The sequence below is a fragment of the Desulfotruncus arcticus DSM 17038 genome (assembly GCF_900113335.1).
Taxonomy (GTDB): Bacteria; Bacillota; Desulfotomaculia; order Desulfotomaculales; family Desulfallaceae; genus Desulfotruncus; species Desulfotruncus arcticus.
This window is the reverse complement of the sequence record NZ_FOOX01000003.1, coordinates 1-21,341: the sequence shown is the minus strand read 5'-3', so window position 1 is coordinate 21,341 and position 21,341 is coordinate 1. Positions and strand designations below refer to the sequence as shown.

19 protein-coding genes and 2 pseudogenes are annotated in these 21,341 nt (G+C 42.2%); 5 read left to right on the top strand and 16 right to left on the bottom strand.

Annotated elements, in window-relative coordinates:
• The first annotated feature begins 244 nt into the window (after positions 1-244).
• From BM056_RS04855 to BM056_RS04840, 4 genes are all read left to right on the top strand, one after another.
• Complete coding sequence (locus BM056_RS04855; RefSeq protein WP_092469307.1) at positions 245-1,957, top strand: sigma 54-interacting transcriptional regulator; 1,713 nt, start codon at positions 245-247, stop codon at positions 1,955-1,957.
• A 259-nt stretch (positions 1,958-2,216) separates the two neighbouring features.
• A complete protein-coding gene (locus BM056_RS04850) occupies positions 2,217-3,536 on the top strand; it encodes a sigma-54 interaction domain-containing protein (RefSeq protein WP_092469305.1) in 1,320 nt (439 codons plus the stop codon).
• A gap of 178 nt (positions 3,537-3,714) precedes the next feature.
• Complete coding sequence (putP, locus tag BM056_RS04845; protein ID WP_092469303.1) at positions 3,715-5,193, top strand: sodium/proline symporter PutP; 1,479 nt, start codon at positions 3,715-3,717, stop codon at positions 5,191-5,193.
• Between the two features lie 156 nt (positions 5,194-5,349).
• Complete coding sequence (locus BM056_RS04840) at positions 5,350-7,158, top strand: sigma-54-dependent Fis family transcriptional regulator (RefSeq protein ID WP_092469301.1); 1,809 nt, start codon at positions 5,350-5,352, stop codon at positions 7,156-7,158.
• A gap of 150 nt (positions 7,159-7,308) precedes the next feature.
• Here the strand turns inward: BM056_RS04840 and BM056_RS04835 are convergent, their stop codons facing one another.
• From BM056_RS04835 to BM056_RS04770, 15 genes and pseudogenes are all read right to left on the bottom strand, one after another.
• Complete coding sequence (locus BM056_RS04835) at positions 7,309-7,965, bottom strand: aminomethyltransferase family protein (protein WP_092469299.1); 657 nt, start codon at positions 7,963-7,965, stop codon at positions 7,309-7,311.
• A gap of 10 nt (positions 7,966-7,975) precedes the next feature.
• Complete coding sequence (locus tag BM056_RS04830; RefSeq protein WP_092469297.1) at positions 7,976-10,894, bottom strand: 2Fe-2S iron-sulfur cluster-binding protein; 2,919 nt, start codon at positions 10,892-10,894, stop codon at positions 7,976-7,978.
• The gene (locus tag BM056_RS04825; protein WP_092469295.1) at positions 10,891-11,151 is read right to left on the bottom strand and encodes a sarcosine oxidase subunit delta; all 261 of its coding nucleotides are present in this window, start codon (positions 11,149-11,151) and stop codon (positions 10,891-10,893) included. The genes BM056_RS04830 and BM056_RS04825 overlap by 4 nt, the downstream gene beginning before the upstream one ends.
• Before the next feature lie 268 nt (positions 11,152-11,419).
• Complete coding sequence (locus BM056_RS04820; protein WP_092469293.1) at positions 11,420-12,643, bottom strand: NAD(P)/FAD-dependent oxidoreductase; 1,224 nt, start codon at positions 12,641-12,643, stop codon at positions 11,420-11,422.
• Positions 12,644-13,061: 418 nt separating this feature from the next.
• Positions 13,062-13,199 carry a DUF4186 family protein gene (locus BM056_RS25565; protein WP_114319272.1) on the bottom strand — a complete coding sequence of 46 codons (138 nt, stop codon included), beginning with the start codon at positions 13,197-13,199 and terminating at the stop codon, positions 13,062-13,064.
• 58 nt (positions 13,200-13,257) lie between these two features.
• Entirely contained in the window at positions 13,258-13,950 is a 693-nt protein-coding gene (locus BM056_RS04815) for a DNA alkylation repair protein (RefSeq protein WP_092469915.1), read from the bottom strand.
• A gap of 17 nt (positions 13,951-13,967) precedes the next feature.
• Positions 13,968-14,402: a GNAT family N-acetyltransferase gene (locus BM056_RS04810; protein ID WP_092469291.1), complete on the bottom strand. Its 435-nt coding sequence runs from the start codon at positions 14,400-14,402 to the stop codon at positions 13,968-13,970.
• Between the two features lie 91 nt (positions 14,403-14,493).
• Positions 14,494-14,700 (bottom strand): annotated as a pseudogene (locus BM056_RS04805) (VOC family protein); the annotation flags it as partial.
• Between the two features lie 16 nt (positions 14,701-14,716).
• On the bottom strand, positions 14,717-14,938 hold the full coding sequence (locus BM056_RS04800) for a sulfurtransferase TusA family protein (protein ID WP_337833488.1): 222 nt from the start codon (positions 14,936-14,938) through the stop codon (positions 14,717-14,719).
• A complete protein-coding gene (gene yedE / locus BM056_RS04795; protein WP_092469287.1) occupies positions 14,913-15,998 on the bottom strand; it encodes a YedE family putative selenium transporter in 1,086 nt (361 codons plus the stop codon). The genes BM056_RS04800 and yedE overlap by 26 nt, the downstream gene beginning before the upstream one ends.
• 427 nt (positions 15,999-16,425) lie before the next feature.
• Positions 16,426-16,734, bottom strand: coding sequence for a hypothetical protein (locus BM056_RS04790; protein ID WP_092469285.1), 309 nt, complete (start codon positions 16,732-16,734; stop codon positions 16,426-16,428).
• Between the two features lie 228 nt (positions 16,735-16,962).
• Positions 16,963-17,439 (bottom strand): SAM-dependent methyltransferase, encoded by a 477-nt coding sequence (locus BM056_RS04785; protein WP_092469283.1) that lies wholly within the window; start codon positions 17,437-17,439, stop codon positions 16,963-16,965.
• A 164-nt stretch (positions 17,440-17,603) separates the two neighbouring features.
• A pseudogene (locus tag BM056_RS04780) lies at positions 17,604-17,780 on the bottom strand (NAD-dependent epimerase/dehydratase family protein); the annotation flags it as partial.
• 7 nt (positions 17,781-17,787) lie between these two features.
• Positions 17,788-17,907 carry an HNH endonuclease gene (locus BM056_RS04775; protein WP_092469912.1) on the bottom strand — a complete coding sequence of 40 codons (120 nt, stop codon included), beginning with the start codon at positions 17,905-17,907 and terminating at the stop codon, positions 17,788-17,790.
• A 44-nt stretch (positions 17,908-17,951) separates the two neighbouring features.
• Positions 17,952-18,515: a TetR/AcrR family transcriptional regulator gene (locus BM056_RS04770; protein WP_092469280.1), complete on the bottom strand. Its 564-nt coding sequence runs from the start codon at positions 18,513-18,515 to the stop codon at positions 17,952-17,954.
• Positions 18,516-18,686: 171 nt separating this feature from the next.
• Between BM056_RS04770 and BM056_RS04765 the strand changes: the two genes are divergently transcribed.
• Positions 18,687-20,558, top strand: coding sequence for a heavy metal translocating P-type ATPase (locus tag BM056_RS04765; RefSeq protein WP_092469278.1), 1,872 nt, complete (start codon positions 18,687-18,689; stop codon positions 20,556-20,558).
• 6 nt (positions 20,559-20,564) lie between these two features.
• On the opposite strand, the gene BM056_RS04760 is transcribed toward BM056_RS04765, so the two are convergent.
• Positions 20,565-21,032: a DUF3786 domain-containing protein gene (locus BM056_RS04760; RefSeq protein ID WP_238456313.1), complete on the bottom strand. Its 468-nt coding sequence runs from the start codon at positions 21,030-21,032 to the stop codon at positions 20,565-20,567.
• Positions 21,033-21,341: the final 309 nt, after the last annotated feature.

The following is a 21,341-nucleotide window of genomic DNA, read 5'->3' as shown; positions in this document are numbered from 1 at the left end:
CCAGTAGAATTCGACATAATTTTTATTATTATTTAAGTAACTTCGAAACTGCAAAATCAAATTGCATATGTAAAAGATTATGAATGCAAAATAGGTTGGCACTGTAGCCAACCCTGACATCACGAGATAGTACACCAGTGTTGAATTAATTCATACTGGATTGAATACTTGATTTTTATATTTTCAAAAAAGTAAAAATACGATAATATCTATTACAAAGCGAAGGAAGGAGAACAATTTTTAAATGAGTAAAAACAAAGGTATTTCAAGTGAACTTATAATTGAAATATTTAATAGCCTTCCTCAAGGAGTTATAATTCTTGACAAAGATTACCATATTATTGATATAAACCAAAAAGCACAGGAATTGCTAGTTACTTCCAAAGTTAGGGCATTAGGGAAGCCATTAAAAGAGTTATGCCAACAGTTTTTTGTTCAGGATAACCTTATACAGGCGATTGTAGATTCACCGAAAGGTGTCAGGGTTAAAATTAGCTTTATTGAATTAAATAAAACAGATGCCCGATTCATGCTTTTTTTAGAACCGGAATCTCAATTTAATATGGATATTTTAACTACTATTATTAATTCAATTGATGATGCCTTTTTAGTTGTAGACGAACAGGGCAGAATAATAGAGTATAATGATGCCCTCCAGCGACTTGATGGTTTATTAAAGGAACAAGTTTTAGGAAAACACTTAACTAGCATTTATAATTTATCAGAAAGCAAAAGTTTTCTTCTTCAGGCGATTAGACAACGCAAACCTATCCTTGACCGTTACCAAAATTACACGACTATTAGCGGTAAAAATTTAAGCATAATGTGCAGTACTTTTCCTTTATTTAAAAACAATAAAGTAATTGGCGCAGTCTCAATTATGAAGGATTACTCTAAAATTAAAGAACTCTCAGATAAAATAGTTGAACTTCAAGGACAATTATTTAATAATAACAGTCATTTAAAAAAGAGTAGCAAAACTACCAAATATTCTTTTGATGATATTATTGGGGCAAGCTACTCCATAAAGCAAACTATAAAATGGGCAAAAAGAGCAGCCAGAAGTAGTTCCCATGTTTTAATCTATGGCAAAACAGGTACAGGAAAGGAACTTTTTGCCCAAAGTATTCATAATGCCAGCCCAAGAGCAAACAATCCATTTATCGCTATAAATTGTGCTGCCATTCCTGAAAATCTATTAGAGGGAATTCTTTTTGGCACAGTCAAAGGTGCCTATACTGGAGCCGTTGATAGACCTGGATTATTTGAGCAAGCCAATAGAGGTACTCTACTTTTAGATGAAATAAATTCAATGAGTATTGGGTTACAGGCAAAAATATTAAGGGTTTTGCAGGAAGGAATGAATAGACGATTAGGTGATATTCATGAAAATCCTGTAGATGTACGCATTATAAGCAACATCAATGTTGAACCCGCTATAGCTATCAAAGAAAAACAACTGCGTGAAGATCTATACTATAGATTGAGTGCTGTCTATCTTGAGATTCCTTTATTAAGTGAAAGAAAGGAAGATATACCCTTATTGACAGATGCTTTTATAAAAAAATACAATAATTTACTATGCAAGAATATTATGCGAATATCTGAAGAAAGCATGAACCTTTTAATAAACTATTCCTGGCCTGGAAATGTGCGTGAATTACAACATGCAATTGAGTCGGCTATGAATTTAATTAAAGATGAAGAGACCGTTCTTCTGCCAAAACATTTCCCTCCTCATATAAAACGTACAACCGATGGTATTTCGGATAATACCATAAATATTACAATTCCATTACAAGATGAACCGCTAGCAGAAACTTTATCAAAACTAGAGCGCGTTGTAATATCACATGTATTGGAGAAAAACAAATGGAATATTTCCCGAACAGCCCGTAAATTAGATATTAAAAGACAAAGCCTTCAATATCGAATCCGTAAATATGATATAAAGTAAAATGCATAAGTAATAATTATTTAACCATTATCGATTAAGATTATTTTTTTTCTTTTTACTGTCCAATTTTTTTACATTGCAATTTATTTTTGCCGTTAAAAGCATTATTTTTTTTGCACTTTTAAGCTCGAATTTTGACGAATCATATATTTAAAAGGAGATGAATGCACCTTGCTTTTTTGGCATAATTATTGCGTTAAAAATATAGACCATTTAGATAATTCTATCTTTTGATTATATTTACAAAGGAGGTGTGAAAATGTTTGAAAAGCTATTGGATATTATATCTGAAGGTATCACAGTGTATGAAGATCAAGGCACCATAATCTGGTGTAACAATGCTGCCACTCGGATCTTAAAACAAGATAAGGAACACCTCTTAGATAAAAACATAAGGGATATTTTTCCACACATTGATTCGCACTCGAAAGGCGATTTGATACATGTAGCCGGAGAAAATAAAGAAATCCTACTCTCTGATTCCTTAAAATTAGCTGAGAAGAATAAATTAGTTAACGTAGTTCTTTTTAGGGAAGAAAAGGTTCCTACACTGACTCACGATAGTTCCCCCTTAAAATTGGACAAGCCTAAGTATATTTTCAGCAATCTTATAGGCAAAAATAAACAGTTTTGTGAAGTTATATCCATTGCCAAAAAAGCTGCGCTTACTTCATCACCAGTCCTTGTTCACGGTGAAACAGGAACAGGGAAAGAATTATTTGCCCAAAGTATCCATAATGCCAGTGAAAGGTTTGATAAGCCTTTTGTCGCTATAAACTGTGCGGCAATTCCTGAAAACCTCCTTGAAGGTATACTCTTTGGAACAGTCAAAGGTGCTTTTACTGAAGCTGTCAATCGCCCCGGTCTTTTTGAACAGGCATCCCAAGGGACAATATTTTTTGACGAGATTAATTCAATGTCCTTAAACCTTCAGGCAAAACTATTAAGAGTAATTCAGGAGAAAACCGTACGGAGGGTAGGTGGGGTTAAAGATATCCCAGTAGATCCGCGTATTATCAGCAGCTTAAATATTGAACCGCTTGAAGCGATGGAAAATGGAATACTTCGCAGCGATCTTTTTTATCGGCTCAGTGTAGTCTATATTTCCATACCTCCATTGCAAGCCAGGAAAGATGATATTCCTCTGCTTACTAAACACTTTATTAAAAAAATAAGTCAAAAATTAAATCGGCCAGTAAAAACGATTTCACCAGAAGTCCTGGAGGTTATTGAAAATTACGAATGGTCTGGCAATATTCGCCAACTTGAACATGCTATTGAATGTGCTATTAATTTCATTGATACGGAATCGGAAATAGCACTTGAACACTTTCCCCAATATTTAAGTTTTGTTTCCAATAGATTACCTGTACCTACTTCTTCTATAGCTAAAAATAAAATTTTAAGAAGAGAGATTGAAGAAATTGAACGCAGTAAAATAATTAGAATTCTCCAGAGACACAAAGGTAACATCTCCCGTACTGCACGTGATTTGGGAGTGAGCAGACAAAGTTTATATTACCGTATGAGAAAATATTCAATAGCTATTAACAAAAAAACTAACGGATACAATAACTAACATAAATGATAGGAGGATGTTAAATTGCAACATTCATTAACATGGACATCATGGTTCTGGGTTTTTGCCCCCATGTCTTCTTTAATGATTATTTCAGTTATTTCTCTATTTACTGAAACCAGAGCTCAGCGAAGAGTCCCCAAATCGACTAATTTTGCGGGGAAGAGGAGAGGACAATATGAGTAAGGCAATAATAATAGATTTCATTTTATACTACTCTGTTTTATTACTAATTGGCTATTTTGCATATCGCAAAACGAAAGGTTTCTCTGATTACATACTTGGGGGAAGACAATTAGGACCTTTTGTTGGCGGACTAAGCACAGGGGCCTCAGATATGAGCGGTTGGTTAATCCTGGGCTTACCGGGGTCTATCTATGCCGCAGGTTTATCCGGAATTTGGCTCGCAAGTGGTTTAGCAATTGGAGCATACTTGAATTGGCAATATGTTGGAAAAAGAATCAATGTATATACGGAAGTTGTTGATGCTTTAACATTTCCTGATTTCCTTGAGAGCCGTTTTCGTGATAACACAAGAATAATTAAAAGTATTACGTCAATTTTTATTCTTATCTTTTTTGCCTTTTATATTTCTTCGGGGCTTGTGGGAGGGGCGCTACTATTTGAACAAACCTTTGGGATTCCATACCAAACCGCCTTATGGGCCGGCTCACTAATTATTATTGTGTATACGTTTATCGGTGGCTTTCTTGCGGCTGCCTGGACAGATTTTTTTCAGGGTCTTTTAATGTTCATCGCTCTAATCAGTGTTCCTATTGTAGCAATCTTCAATTTGGGAGGTTGGAGTGAAACAGTTAATCTAGTAGGTGACATTAATATTAATTTATTAGATGTTTTTTCAGGGACCACCACACTTGGAATTATTTCGCTGCTTGCCTGGGGATTGGGGTATTTTGGTCAGCCACACATAATTGTAAGATTTATGGCGCTTCGTTCATCTAAAGACATTCCTGTGGCAAGAACAGTATATACTTATTGGAACGTCCTGGCAATGTTTGGAGCCGTTTTTGTGGGATTTGCCGGAATTGCTTTTTTTGCCAAAACACCACTTAGCAATCCTGAAACCGTATTTATCCAATTTGCTAAAGTATTATTTAACCCGTGGCTTACAGGTATATTGCTTGTAGCAATTCTTTCAGCGATTATGAGTACTATAAGCGCTCAATTGGTTGTATCGGCAAGTGTTATTTCAGAAGATTTTTATAAAGGTTTTTTAAGAAAAAATGCCGAACAGAAAGAACTGGTCATGGTCTCTCGTTGCGCTGTTCTTGCAGTTTCATTGCTAGCAATCCTATTAGCCTTTAATCCCGAAAGCTCAGTATTAAGCCTGGTTGGCTATGCCTGGGCGGGATTTGGGGCAGCGTTTGGACCGGCAATTTTATTAGCTGTTTTTTGGAAAGGAACTACTAGAAATGGAACTGTTGCCGGCATAATTACAGGAGGAGTAACAGTAATCTTATGGAGCACCTTAACCAAACACGGCATAATACCATTTTACCTCTACGAACTTCTGCCGGGGTTTGTATTTTCATTGTTAGCCAATTATATTATATCGAAAATAGACAAAAGGCCTGGTGACGAGATTATTGATGAATATAAAGCGGTAGAGTCACTTATTGTTAATTCGAGTTCCTAAAATATGCACTTTTAAAAATTGTTTGGTTTATGCAAGATGATTTATTTATAATATAATTTTATGGGATGACTCAATTCTTTTTGGAGTCATCCCATCGCGTGTTGGGGGTCGCCGAAGTTTACTCCCAATCTTAAACAATAAAAGGTTGGTGACAACATGGGCATATTGCAGAAAATTCAACCCTTCGTTCAGAGTGTGGCTGAAGCTATCGCTGCTGCTTTGAAACTGGAAGTAGAAATAGTGGATAATAACTTATTAAGAGTGGCCGGAACCGGAAGGCTGCGGTTGGAATTGGGTTTAAGGCAAAAGCGAGGTTTTGTTAACCGTTACGTGTTAAAAGAGGGCAAGCCGTTTATCATCAGCGATCCCGGTCGGCACTCACTTTGTGAAGCCTGTGAACTGAAAGGGAACTGTTATTATCTGGCCGGACTTTTCTCTCCTATCATAGCCGATGGTGATACTATTGGATTAATTAGTCTGGTAAGCTTTACAGAGGAGCAAAGGAAAGCACTTCTAGCCGATTACGAACAGCTTCAGTCCTTTGTAACCAAAATGGCGGAGTTGTTGGCTGCAAAGGCCAAGCAAGAAGCCATGTTTCAAAATTTGATGATAACTTCCAATAACCTTCGAACGATTATTAATTCGGTCCAAGAAGGTATCGTAGCAGTGGATGCTCAAGGTCTAATCACTCACTTTAATCCTGCAGCTGCCAGAGTTTTTCGGGTCAGCCCGGATGAGGTAATTAATCGCCAAGTAAAAGCTATTTTCCCGAAGTTGCTGATCTGCCAGGTAATCAAGAAAAATCGGCAATTACTGGAACAGGTAGTTACACACAAGCGCGGAAAAACGGAAATTCAATTGCTTAGCAGCGCCTTTCCAATAAGAGTTAACGATCAATTGGTCGGAGCGGTAGAATCCTTCCGGCTGGTTTCCGATATGCAGAGAGTAGCTTCCCGTTTTGCACTGCCGGATATTAATACTAGGTTTGATGAAATCCTGGGGACTAGTGTCCAAATCAAACAGTTAAAAGATAAAGCTCAAAAAGTCGCGGCCAACGATTCCACGGTGTTAATTGAAGGAGAAAGCGGTACAGGCAAAGAGCTTTTTGCCCAAGCCATCCATACAGCCAGTCCGCGTGCCTCCAAACCATTTGTGGCTATAAACTGCAGTGCCATTCCTGACGCTTTGCTGGAAAGTGAACTGTTTGGCTATGAAGAAGGCGCCTTTACCGGAGCCAAGCATGGGGGAAAACTGGGGAAGTTCGAATTGGCTCAGGGTGGCACAATCTTCCTTGATGAAATAGCTGAAATGCCTCTTTATTTGCAAGCTAAACTTTTACGTGTACTGCAGGAAAAAAAAATAGAAAGGGTCGGCGGAATCAAGGAGGTAAGTTTGGATATCCGAGTTATTGCAGCCACCAACAAAAACCTGGATCTAATGGTTACCCGGGGCGAGTTTAGGGAAGACCTGTATTACCGGTTAAATGTAATACCCTTAACTTTACCACCTCTTCGTGAAAGGACGGGGGATATACCACTTTTACTGGACTTCTTTTTAAAAAAATTTAACTTCTTAATGAATAAAGAGTATCGAGGCTTTACTCCTGAAGCCATGAAATTATTATTATCTTATCCCTGGACCGGCAATATCAGAGAATTACAAAATGCCGTAGAGTATGCTTGCAACCTGGAAACAGGTGAATTAATCTCCCTGGAAAGTCTCCCTTACAGAATAAAGCGATTTCAACCTGGCAAAATGGAACTGGATGTCCTGGGAGTACGGCTAAATGAAAAAATTAAAGAGATTGAGCGACAAATACTGGTTGAAGCGCTGGAATCCTATAAGTCAAATAATAAATCCAACAGTACCCCAAGCCAGGTCAAGGAGGAAATAGCTAAAGCCTTGGGTATTAGTAGGGCTACCATTTACAGGAAGCTAAAAGAGTATGGATTGGAATGCTTTTAATAATGCCCAAAAATGTCTCGTTATTGTTTGGATTAATACTACAGCGCAATTTAAAGTTGGGGAAGCCATGGGGACGGCTCGAACGCCCCCGTAGCACAATCAAAGGGCCTGTTGAACCGTCCCCGTGGCGTAGCCATTAATAAGCAGTATCTAAGCTGATCCCGGCTTTTCTGACAGGTCAAAAGCCCATGTGCAGAAGCGCTGCTCTCCGGCTGGGCACAGGCCAAATTCTGCGCCTGCATCCATAATGGCATGCACCATGCTATCAGCATACCCCCGTGAACAAGCTAGAAGCAATCCACCGTTGAATCCGCGACTTCTTTCCATAATGACCACCTGGCACGGGACATGCGAAAACGGCCCCTGTAATAAAAAAGGCGTCTGTTTTTTGGGATCCATCAAATCAAGTGCAGTCAATTTTTCCGCAATGGCCAAGGCATTGAGGCCGAATAGCGCCAATAATACCAGGGATTCGGTCACATCGGTGTACCCCGGCTCATCAGGTAATTCAGGCGCATCGGCCAGCAGGTGCCAGATGGTGGACTGGGTTGGATTCATGCGATTGATCAGTACGCCTTTTTGAAAAGCGCAGTCGCCAGGCAAGGCCGGAATAACCAGCCCTAGCGGTTTTAGTTTGGCCAGATTCTTATCTTGCAGGTCCCATTTAGCCTTATGAGTCAAATCCACCAGAAAGGAGCTCTGGCCTTCATTGCTATACTTCAATACTACAGGCCAGTTGTTCCGCATTTCGATCTTTTGGGCGTCAGCCTTAAATTGAACAGGCGACCGTCTTTGTATCTCAGTCATGGTCATCACCTCACATTTTCATCCGTTTGCCTTGGGGGTCATAGAACGGCATAGGCACGACCCGGGCATATAGTCGTTTACCGTTGCAATCATCCTCAAAAATTTCAAGACGGGTACCCTCAGCAGCCAGCCCCGTTTCCACCAGGGCCATACCCACTGATTCATTGAGGGTAAAGCTCTTGCGAGCAGTGCAGACATAACCACGGATGCGATCGTCCACGATTAGTGAGCCATCTCTAGGTGCGCGCTGGGGATCTTCCATTTTGATGCCTACTAACCGGAAACGGTCCGGATCATTTTCTGCCTGGCGCAAAGCCACGGCTCCAACCGTCTTGGCGTCCGGTTTGTTACGATCCCACAGGAAGCCTAATCCCAAATCGAGCAGGTTGGTGCGTTGTTCTGATTCCTGTCCCAGGATGACATGGCCTTTTTCCATGCGCAGGACATTCTGTGCTTCTACTCCAAATACTCTGATGCCAAATTCCCGGCCCGCCTCCTCCATTATTTCCCACAAAGCCGGCATATATGAAGCAGGGGCATGGAGCTCATAGGATAGTTCGCCGACGAATCCCAATCGCATGGCACGTACAGGAATCGTTTTCCGGATAGTAAACTCGCGATAACCGCCAAAAGGAAACGCATTATTGGATAGATCTGTATCAGCCATCTTTTCAAGCACCTTACGCGCATTTGGCCCGGAAATGTTAACCACCCCCATGGCGTCGGTAAGATTAACCAGATGAAAATCCCAGCCGTCGTATCGGGTATGATAGCGGATCCATTCTACGGTCTCACCGGCACGTGCTGTTGAAGCGGTAAAATAATAATCATTTTCAGCCAGTTTGACCACCACACCATCGTCAATCACGCATCCGTCATCGTTACACATAGCCGAGTATTTAATCTTCCCAGCTACCATTTTGGCCATGTTACTCACATAGACGCGCTGCAGGGCTTTAAGAGCATCCGGTCCGTGAATACGGAATTTGCCCAGTGTCGAGCCATCTAGCAAACCGACATTGTTGCGCACATTAAGGATTTCCTCGCGACAGCTGAAGTCTTCTGAAAAGTATCGGGCACGGCGCCAAACGCCCATACGCCGAAAAACACCACCGGCTTTTATCTGCTGTTCGTGTAGCGGGGTCCGCTTGTACATGTCGTGATTGGTCCCGGCATAAGTGGCGATGAAGATAGGCACCAATGGCGCTCGAACTGTCGTTGGAACAGGCTTCGAGTCAGTGAGACCCTGATATTCGGACACGAACAGGGGCAGGTTGTGACCTGGAATACCGCTCTGGCCTGGGCCGGTACCGGTCGAGGTAAAGCGTTTTATCAATTCGGGCACATCAAACCCCATCTTAATAGCCTGCTTAATATTTTTAAGAGTACTATCTTCGTCAAAACAGATAAAGCTCTTACGACCCTTGACCGGAGCGCTCACCAACTTAGTGCCGGACTGGGGTCCTGGTAACGCACTGAGTTGCTTTTTAACTTTTGAAACAGCCTTGGCGGTATCGACACCGCAATCGGCTGCCGCATAAAGCCCGGCCAGTCTTCCGGAAGCCTCGATGGCAAGGGTATGCTCCAAGCCGGTCATGCGTCCGGCCATATGGGTTTTTTCCGGGAGGTTAAACGGCAAAAAGTAACCCGTGTGCATGTCATATTGCAGCTTGGCCTGAGCCAGCGTCAAGGGACCGGTAACTGGTGTGAAGCCAGCAGAAGCAACCAGCAGGTCGCACATAAACTGGCGTTTTTCACTACCGTCAACGGTACCGAGAGTGACTTTTTTCACCTGTTTAGTTCCGTGGGCCTCACACGCCACCCATCCCCGCAGGACCGGAATTTTGCGATTGTTCAGTTCCAATAATAGTTGGGGGTCTTGCCCGTCTTTACGGATATCAGCCACGCAGGCAATTTTTACTCCCAGGTCGAACAAATCTACTGCGGCTTCCAGCCCCAGATCATGTCCAATACTAAATACCGCCTGGTTGCCGGGCAACAGTCCGTAAGTACGTGCCAGCCTATGGGCACACCCGACCTGCATAATACCGGGACGCTCGTTGTTATCGAATATCAAGGGCCTTTCAATGCAGCCCGTAGCCACTACCATGCTTTCGGCACGGATTTCAATATAGCGCTGATTAAAGCTGTCGGATTCACCGCCCACCTGAAAGGCTGTGATCAGATTGTTATTGTACACACCTACCACCGCAGCTTGTTTAAACACACGAATATTAGCTGTGGTCTCCACCTGCTCTGCCAGCTGGCGTGCCCGTTGATAAAGCGCCTTTTCTTGATCATAGGCTCTCACCCGGTAATCAAAGCAACCACCCAGCCAGGGCCGGGCTTCCAGCAATACCACCCGCAAACCGCCCTCAGCCGCTGCCAGGGCAGCCATCATTCCGGCCGCACCGCCACCGATCACACAAACATCAGCCTGAGGAAAAATTTCAGCATAGCGCCCTTCCATTTTAAAGTCCGGTGAAATTTCCCCTAATCCTGCTGCCTTGCGTACTTGTTTCATAGCGATGGGCCATATCCAGGCCGGCTTATGCATGGTACGATAATAGAAGCCAGCCGGCATCAGCCAATCCAATTTATCCATAAAGCCCATCCAGTCAGACTCAGCCGAACCTTTGACATTCTGATCCTTAACCTTCATCCCGTTTATTAGCAGAGTATTTTCAGTACGTACATTTGGAATGCCATCCACTTGCATGCAAGTGTTACTGCTTTCACCATCCAAGCTATATAACCCCCGGGGGCGGTGATACTTCAAGCTACGTGCAAAGATCCGAACGCCGTTGGCATACAAGGCTGTTGCAACTGTATCCCCGGCCACGCCATAATATGTTTTGCCTTTATACTGCAAAGACCTGTTTTGTGAAATATCGACCCGCAATGTTGGGAGTTGGGTAAGTCTGTTCATGATTTAGCCTCCGGTCCCTTCACTTCAAGGTTTGTCAGTGTGTTACGATAAATAGTAAACCATGCACCACATCCGCTCTTGTGAAACCACCACTCTTTTTGAATACCAGCCACACAATTGTTCATGTGAACGTAATTGCACCAGTTTTGAGGGGTCAATCCTTTTTCCGCGGGTCGTGGCCCCTTGTCTTCACCGCCATACCTGAATTCATAGCCATTACGTTTGCCGCAATTGGGGCAAGTAATAGTCAGTGCCATAACTGTACCTCCCTTTCAAGTAGTCAGAATTCAGAATGCCCCATGTATGTGATTCCAGTAATTACTAACCTCTTACGCTTCTGGCATACCAGTAAGTCATCAAAGGTCAGGGGACACACCTTCTTATATCACCTAGAATCCTTATGTTCTAACACCTTGTTATGTTACCTAAATTCATTACTGTTCAATGTTTTCACGAAGGAATGTCCCCAACGTATGTTTTCGTCGGTTCTCTCATTCTTACTCCTGACTCCTGAATTCTGGTTTTTTAATTGTCAGCAGAGTAACTGACCAGAGCTGCAGTTTCGCCCATTAATTTATGTTTTTCAAAGCGACGCCAATTAAATGGCTTGAGCATATCCGGACACTCACCACTGGCTATAAATTTGGCCATGTAGCGACCTGTTGCAGTACAGGATTTAAAGCCAAAGTATCCCCAGCCGCAATCCATATAAAAACCGCCGATTGGATCATTGCCGTCCATGATGGGTGCCATATCCGCCGTCATGTCAGCCAGTCCAGCCCAGTGCCGCATAAACTTAACGCCTCGCAGGAAAGGCAGAAAATCTGATAAAGCCTCGGCCTGGTGCTTGATGTAATGCGCCGTGGTCAGGGTCGTGTAGTTGGGCCAGGGGTCCATGTGCGCACCGGTGGCGATTTCACCCTTGAGGGTCTGGTTGGCATAAGCGTGATACATGCCGGATGAAACCACATGATTAAGAACCGGTTTGAGCGGCTGGGTGACCATGGCCTGGATGGTCAGCACGCTAATGGGCAGCCGGATGCCGAGCATTTTGTTGATAATCCCAGCTGAATAGCCGCCCGCCGATACCAGCACCCGCGGGGTATGGATCCGGCCGCGGCTGGTATCCACCCCTGTGATTTTGCCGTTTTTCGTGTGGATCGCCTTGGCTTCGGTTTGCTGATGGATATGTACCCCATACCGGGCCGCGCCTTTGGCCAGGCCCCATACCACCGCATCGTGCCGGACCACACCGCCGGGCGGGTGGAACATAGCCCCGTGAATCGGATAAGTGATGTCCGGTGAGATGTTGATCGCCGGTTCCAGTTCCTTAACCTGCTTGGCGTCCAATAGATGGCTCTCGACCCCGTGAAATTGGGCCGTACAGACGTTCATGCGAGCCGCTTTCATGGCCGCTTCACTGTGCATCAAATTCAAATTGCCGCAGTTGTTGAACATCAAGTTATAGTCCAGCTCTTTGGTGAGAATTGGCCATAAATCCAAAGCCTCTTTATATAAAGGTACATTCTCCTGTGTTCTCTGGTTGGCGCGAACGATAGCAGTATTACGACCGGCAGCGCCAAAGCCGATGAAGCGCTTTTCAAGTATAGCAATGTTATTCATGCCGTGTTCCTTGGCCAGGAAATACGCAGTAGCCAAACCGTGCAATCCACCACCGATAATTACAGCATCGTAGTTAGACTTAAGCTGAGGTTTTCCCCCCCACATGGGCTTAATTTTACCAAACATTGTGTTCACCTACCTTTAAAGTTGTTTGCACTAGAGCACCTTCCCGAATGGGATGCGCATAACCCACTTTACATTTAACAATCATCTAATCGAGCAAAAAATGTGCCAGTTAGACATTTTTCTATTTCTACCCTTATTGTCCGCCTCGCAAGGCCAACCGAAACAGCTGCCAACCCTTATATACTATTGTCAACCCCAAAGCCTCAGGTTAAAATTCTTATTAGATTGCTATGATAACTAGTTAGAACTTGACGTTCATTGCTAGTATCAATAATGATATTCATCTCATAATTGAGAATAGGTTTTTTGTTCTTAAACATGAGATTAATAAAAAGCAGGCAGTCTCAGAGGTGAGATTACCTGCTTTTTGATCGTTCTCGGTAAAGAATTAGCAAAAGAAACTACCTAATGAATGCAATTAGTAACAATTGAATGGAGACATTTTGGTGTCCATGCCTTTCTCCCGGACATAAGCCCTGTCCTTTTCTTGCAATCGGAAGCCGGCCCGGAAAGAGGAGGTTCGCAGTTTGTTCAGCGCCTCATCGTTTGTCTGCAAGCCGATCCCCTCCGATCAGCCAGCTAGGATTCCGTCACCGTTATTTGGAATCCCGGCCTCATTTTGCTTTCAGCGTCCGCAGGTACGCTTTTGCTTTGTCGCCGATCCGGTAGCTCTCAAGCGCTTTCTGGATCGCTTTGTTGTGCGTCCACGTCTCCAAACGCTGTTCCTGAATGTACGGCAAAGCCGCTTCGTACTGTTTGGCCAATGCCGTCGCAAAATACCAGGCGATCATCATGTTGACATAGTATTCGTCCGACCGGATACCCGCCACAAGCTCAAGCATTTCCGGCCGGAAATCATCATCGAGATAGAAGCTCATCAGCATTCCGATCCCGAAGCGCACCGTATAGGTCCGGTCGGATAACAGCCAGACGTTGATTTTTTCGTAGAGCTTGGGCAGATGCTTTTTAAATATCTTCGGTGAAATCAGATCACAGGTTGCCCAGTTGTCTACGTACGGCAAAAACTCGTCAATGGCGGCAACGGCGGCATCATAATCCCTGATCGTTTCAATCAGGAAGCCGTGCAGGTTATTTTCTTCATAATACGCGTGCGGCAGGATTTGGAGAAACTCCGAAACCTCCGGCGTTTTGGAAAACTCCCGGGCGAGCTTGCGCAGATCCGGCGTGCGGACGCCGATCACGGTTTCCGGATTCACCGTCGGCATGAGTTTACACGCAAACTCTTTGTATTTCAGATCCCGCAGCTCGAATAGCCGGCGCCGGACCTCTTCTTCTATGCCGCTCATATCTTTTTTCCTTTCGCTCATTCTTGGTACTTCATGGGTATGTATCGTATACCATTCTTTGTTTGTTCCGCATCGGTATCTGTAAATCCTAATTTATGATAAATCTCTCTGGCATAAGGAGAGGAATGGACAGTGATGATTTCTGAGGCGCTGTTTCTTAAAACCGCTTCAAATAATTTTCGCCCGATTCCTTGCCTGTGATATCTCCTGTCCACAAAAAATAACGCAATATGGCTGCTCTCATTTCTTGTCGCTATTACGCCACTAAGACTTCCCTTTTCATAAGCGCCATCCATTTCAAGGTTATTGATTTGATTCTCATCATTGATAAAATCCCGAAAGGTATTGACGCCTTCTTCCACATAATCGGGCGCTTCAAATTTTAAAAATACATCCCATACAAGGCGCATGGCATCCGCTTTTTCAGCTTGTATCAGTTTTTTTATTTCCATTTATTTTATCGACACTCCTGACACCATGGGTTTTTACAAAAATGTTTTAACCTGCTTTTTGGGGGCCTGTTCTTTAAACTCCCAGTATAGCTCATTTTTTACGTAAGCATGACTTAACATAATCAACCGGTACATCCATACGAGCGGCTGTTTCTTCAAGCGAAAGTCCGGTGTCTATAAATCTCTTCACAACCATCGTCACGTTTTCTCCGGCTTCAATCATGTGCTTATCCGGATCATAGAAACGAACTACATGCTGACCCCACGAATGCTCAAAGAGCGGATGAACACATTCGATAACTTATATCGCTGTTTCATCTAGAAATGTTAAGTATGTACTCATATCCCTGTTGTTTAATTACTACATTCCATCCTTTATTCTCACATAATCTAGTTACATTTTCTTTGGCAGCTGGATTATCCACTATAACTTCTATGGAACCACTTGGGAGCTGGTCAATGACTTTTTTTGTTAGTAAAATTGGTTCAGGGCAAAGCAAACCCCTGGCATCAACTATTTTGCTCAACTTTGACACCTCCGTTTATAGAAAACTGTTTACTGCCCAAAAATCCAAGGCCCAGAACCAGAACTAAACCGAATACGACAGCCCACTGGCCTTCCACAGGAACACCAGTCGGGCTGGCAGCAAGGCCAAAATTATGGGCAAAAGCTGCACCCGCGATTAAACCCAAAATTGAAATAACACAATCAGTATTTCCCTCACTTGCAGCTATTAACTGCCTTAATGGACATCCACCAAGCAGTGTCACTGCTGTTCCAGCTAGAGCCATCCCTAAAAAGTTCCATAATCCGTCATTATGAGCAATCGGCTGACCCGTAAAACCAGGGTTAAACATTCCAGTAAACAAGTTAACAGCAAAAGCGAAAACAAGCATGGTCAAGAACCCAATTAGCAGATGTACATCTTTAAATAGAATAAAATCCCTAATACCGCCAATCATACAAAATCGCGACCGCTGGGCTAAAATACCCACAGCAATTCCTGCCCCCAAGGCAAGTAAAATTGGTGCGTGCATCGACCCAGGCCCTTCCTGACTTGCAAAAAATACTGGTACACCGAATACCACTAATACGGTTATTATAATGGTTATTAACGGAAATATTTGACCATTAAGACTGTGCTGAATACTTGCCCTCCCAAGGGAAAAACCCTGGTTTAAGAAATAAATACCCACTGCTATGCCTGCTACCAGGCCCACAATGCCAACGGCTGCATTAAGGTCGCCGCCAGCTAATCTTAATACTGCACGGACCGGGCAACCCAGAAATACAAGCATACCAATCATGCCTACAAAAGCCAGTAAAAATCTGACTAAAGGGCTGGAGCCACCTACCGATTTGTATTCTTTGGTAAGCAAAGCTGCACAAAATGCACCAATTACCATGCCTAAAATCTCGGGGCGTATGTACTGTACGGGTGCTGCTTTATGAAAACCTAGTCCCCCACTGATATCACGTAAAAAACAAGCAATGCAATAACCCATATTAGGCGGGTTCCCATATTGAACAAGTAATACCGCTAGTACGCCAATAACCCCCCCTGTTACCCCTACCAAAATCCTTTTCTTTCCCATTTATCTACCTCCTGGAATTTTTTGGAGGGGAAAAATCCGAATCTAACCGGACTCCCACTTGGATCACAAGCAGGCCAACGGGTTTGCAGCCCGTGGGAGGCACCCTACCCCGTTTTCCCCGGCTTTAGTATTCTATATTATTCCATAGACATCCTTTATTTTTGCTATTCAATTATTTTATTGCTGACTAATATTATTTCTAATTTTTTTATGAACTAAAAACAAATATTAATTACAACTCCTCCTAATAACCAAAGAGTATAAAGTTTTCTAACGAGTTTTTTTATATACATAAAACGGTGTGCGTAGACCGTGCCATTCACCCTTTCCTGGAAAATAAAAGCCGCTAAACCAATTGGATTTTGGCTTATTGGCTTATACTGTCTTAGTTAATTGATTATAAACCCAACAAACATACATTTTGCCGCTAAAATGTACTGTCGACTTTTTTGATTGGGTTACTAACTGTCAGCCATCCATCATTTACCCATTCTTTAAGAAGTTCACGAGCCATACTGGTAGATAGTCCCAATGTAGCGACTACATCAGAAGATGTAATATAATTAGCACTTAAAAAAAGCCCTACCACTACTCTTGCCCTACGATCAAGCTTACTCAACCAGGCTGGTTCTTCCTGTTCCTTTTTAAGGAGTTGCAATGTCTCGTTCTTTGCTTCAGCAAAAACATATGCTAAGGTATTTCCTTCAATAAATGTGGAGAAATGGCTTGATCGCACACGAATGCGATGCCTAACTTCCAGTTATTAGCCTTAATTTTCGTTATGTCGCTACATGGTTGAATTATGCAGTTTTACCTTTATAAGACATAGATAATTCGCATATATTTCCTATGTCTTAACCTTTTAATGAAGTGTTAAGACATAAATAGAATGCTAAAAAGTCTGGTTTTTCCAAAAAGAAAACCAGACTTTTAGAGTTGTTTAAGATGTTTTTATTTTTAAAAATTAGAAGTTAAAGACTACACTCCAGTCAAAATCTCCAGATTCTTCTACGCTTTTAGGCCAATTAGAACACCATTCTGGCACTGATGGATTTTCTACTCGATCAAAGCTAGGCGTATAGGGTTTAATATCCAATATGGGGGTTCCGTTCTCAGCATCGATATAGGCTAAACCAATGATGCCGTTTTGAAAATCGATATAAGTGACATAGCTACAGGTTAGTGCAATAGGGTTTGGGCGCTCTGGTGAACGTGTTGCAAAAGTCCCTAACATATCTGGGGAATTATTATAAGGTCTTTTCTCAATAAGTTTTGAGCGAGAGTCAGAGTTATCACATTGATCAAACCACCAGATAACATTAATATAAGTGAAATCCTTAAGATTTGTAAGAGCAGGGATATATTCTTTATCCAATGCCAATCGCATTCCCTTATCATCTACATGAATCTTACCAATTGAGTTTATGGTAAATTGTTCCATAAATAAAACTCCTTTTTGTTCTATTTACGGCGCCGTTAAATTTAGTATACCAATGTGTTTTTATACTACAAGCCCTATTTGAGAGATAATTTTGAAAAGGTAATACTTGCCCAACTTCAAGCATCAATAATCCGGCGGCTGTTCTGCGCCCCGTAAACCATATAATTATATACCTTGTGCCACACACCGTCTTTAACGGGCGGGCTACATAGTATCCTCTCCACCCCGGTAACGATATCATCAATATAGGTGAAATCCCGGTACATAACACCGTAGTTAAATACTTTAATGGGCTCTCCCTTCATGATCTTCTGGCTAAATGAGAAATAAGCCATATCGGGGTGGTCATTATTTGAATTCCTGGTACATTTCCTCAGTCATTGTTTTTGTATCGTGGCACGGCTTGCAAAGCGGCTGCCAGTTGCCCTCGTCGCAGAACAGTACCTGTTCTCCCCGGTAGGGAACAATGTGGTCGACGAGCGGTGCAGCAGCGCGTGTTCTTCACAGTATTTTCATTTTGCTGATATAGTCGATGAAATAACAGTGAAAAAATACCTGGTTAATTCTTCCGGTGACTGTGCCATATCATTATGCATCCACCATTTTATGGTTTCAACAAAACTACCAGCCATATGATTAACAACATAATCTTTAGGGATTCCATCCAAGCTATCGGTTGTGATAAATCCAGTAAACAACTGTTCCAAATACGTTTTGATTACGCTTAAAAACAACTCTCCACTTTCACACGAGAGAATTCCTTTAATATCCCTTTTGCTATCTCTTAAGTGATATAAAATGTGCGTGATTTTAGCTTTCAGGTCGTTACTGGTATAGGAAAAATCATGAGTGCTCTCAGAAATCAGGTCTTCGGAGAAGATGTGGTCAAATATATCACTGCATAATGCCTTCAATAAATCGTCTTTGGTTTCAAAGTGGGAATAAAAGGTGCTTCGGCCAATATTGGCTTCATCAATGATATCCTGCACCGTAATTTTAGAATATCGCTTATGTGCCAAAAGTGAACTGAAAGCACTAAAAATTGATTCCCTCGTTTTTTGTATTCTTCTATCCATATCCAAACCTCATTTCCGTACAATGATAATATTTAGTTCGGTATCTTACATTTCGTTTCTTTTGATTATTGTTGCCTGATATAAAAACAGTATAATAAATATCGAACAATATATTCAATATATTATAAATTGTACTTTATTTTTTGTAAAAAATCAAAGGAGGAATGGAGTATGAATAAATCTATGGACTTTCTGGCCGGATTAAAGATGACCATAGTTTCAGGTGTTTTCTTAGCGGCCAGTTTAATTTTAATGCTAACCGGAACGGAACCGCCTGTTGACCCAGCTTGGATTACGGTTGTGATTTCCGGCTTACCACTTTTATACCTAGCAATTACAAGATTGGGTTTTCAGAAATGGATTTCATCCGCCCTGCTAATTTCTATGGCTATGGTTGCTTCAATTGCAATTGATGAGCTCTTTGCAGCAGGCGAAGTTGCTTTTATTATGGCGCTAGGTGCTATTCTAGAAGACATGACCGTGGCTCGTGCCAAAAAAGGTATCAGTAAATTGATTTCACTTGTACCACAGCAAGGCAGAAAATTGATTCACACTGCCGACGGTGTTCGTGAAGAGATTGTCCCTGCCGAAAAGATATCAAAAGATGATCTCCTTCGTGTTCTTCCAGGTGAAACAATTCCTGTTGACAGCATCATTATCTATGGTAATACCTCTGTTGATCAATCAATTATGACTGGTGAATCTCTGCCTGTAGATAAAAAAGAAAACGACAGCGTTTTCTGCGGAACGATGAATTGCTATGGATCGATTGACATCCGCGCTACCCAAGTAGGTAAGGACTCGTCTCTGCAAAAAATGATTGATATGGTTAAGGAAGCAGAAAACAAGAAAGCGCCTATGCAGAAAACCGTTGATAAATGGGCAACATGGCTTGTACCTATTGCTCTTCTGATTGCAATAGCTGCATATATCATCACAAATGACATTGTCAGAGCAGTCACTGTATTGGTCGTGTTCTGTCCCTGTGCATTGGCCCTTGCAACACCAACCTCGATTATGGCAGCCATCGGTCAAGCCACTAAACACGGCGTACTGATTAAGTCCGGTGAAGCCTTGGAACGTATGGGAAATGTAGACTGCATTGCCTTTGATAAAACAGGTACTCTAACCTATGGAAATCTGAAAGTATCGGATATTATTCCTCTGGATGAAACTATTAGTAATGTTGAATTACTCTCAAAGGCTGCATCCGTTGAAAAACGATCTGAACACCCTCTTGGAAAAGCAACCGTCCAGTATGCTGAAGATAATGGATTCGTTATTACCGAAGTCGAAGATTTTCAAATGATACCTGGAAAAGGCGTGACGGCAGCACTGTCCGGCAAAACAGTGATTTGCGGCAACGCTCTCTATATAAAGGAAAACTCGATTGCCGAAACCGATAAAATGCAGAATATCTTAGCCAATTTAAGAAACCAAGGTAAGGCATCTATCATCGTGGCTGAAAATGGTAAAGCAATCGGCATCATAGCTCTTTCTGATACCATTCGCCCAACTGCAAAAAATGTTGTTGCGAAACTTGGTGCTATAGATACCGATGTTGTTCTCCTTACAGGTGACAATCATCTAACAGCGAAATATATGGCAGAGCAGGTTGGTATCAAGAATATCCGTGCAGATCTGCTGCCGGCACAAAAGGTTTCAAGCATTGAGGACTTACAAAAGGAAAACAAGAGCGTCTGCATGATCGGGGACGGCGTGAATGACGCTCCTGCTCTAAAAATGGCGAATGTCAGTGTTGCAATGGGCAGTATGGGAAGCGATATTGCCATAGAAGCCGCCGACATTGCCTTAATGAGTGACAACATAGATAAAATACCGTATCTTAAACGATTGTCAAACTCCACTCTCCGTACAATCAAAGTCAACATAACTGTATCCATGGGTATCAATGCCGCAGCCATTGTTCTTTCGGTTTTGGGTCTACTGAACCCCATTACAGGCGCTTTGGTGCATAATGCCGGATCGGTGTTGGTAGTTTTAAATGCAGCTCTTCTTTACGATAGAAATTTTGATCAATAAAAGAAATTACCCCTTATTACTCAATTTAGTTTGCAACATTAATTCATATTGCTTAATTAAAAAATGCGAAACAATAATTCCTGCTTCATTAATGGCTTCTGTATCTAGATAATGATTAGCACTTATATCAAATAGGATATTAGCAGAACCCTTGAATTCATCATCACTCAACCAGAGCTTAATCGTTAAGGGAAATCTAGGGAAAAGGTGTATTTTAGCACAGACGTCGGCACTTTCTTCAATGGAAGCATCCAGTATAAGACATGCCGCTTTTATTTGCTCTACTGGTTCCTGTGAGAAATTTTTTACTAGGGGATCAATACTTTTACGCAAAAAAGCTGCATAATTAACATATCCATTTTCTAACTCGCGGTATGAGATTAATTTATTTATAATGGGAGTATTATCTGCTCGGGAAAGATAGTGGAGAATAAGCCATCTCCATGCGGCGTCCCCCGTTAAATAGACACACAAAACATAAGTATTACTTCATTTTTCATAGAATATCTTGATCTTTTGACAAATCACCAAAAGGTTGTAGAACTTTCACTGCCGTCCTTGACTCCATGTGCTAATTTAAAGGTACCCGACCGACGGATATACGCCAAAAAATAATTGTCTGCGGTCGGGGTTTTTTAGCCTAGCACATGAAGTCAAGAATCTCCGCTTCGCTCCGACCGCAAGCGGCGGCTACTTGTTGTGGCATTGTGACTATAGAGAAATTCCCCTTCCCTCTGGAGACCGCCATATTTTAATTATTTAAGAAGCCCTTGCGGCAGAGTA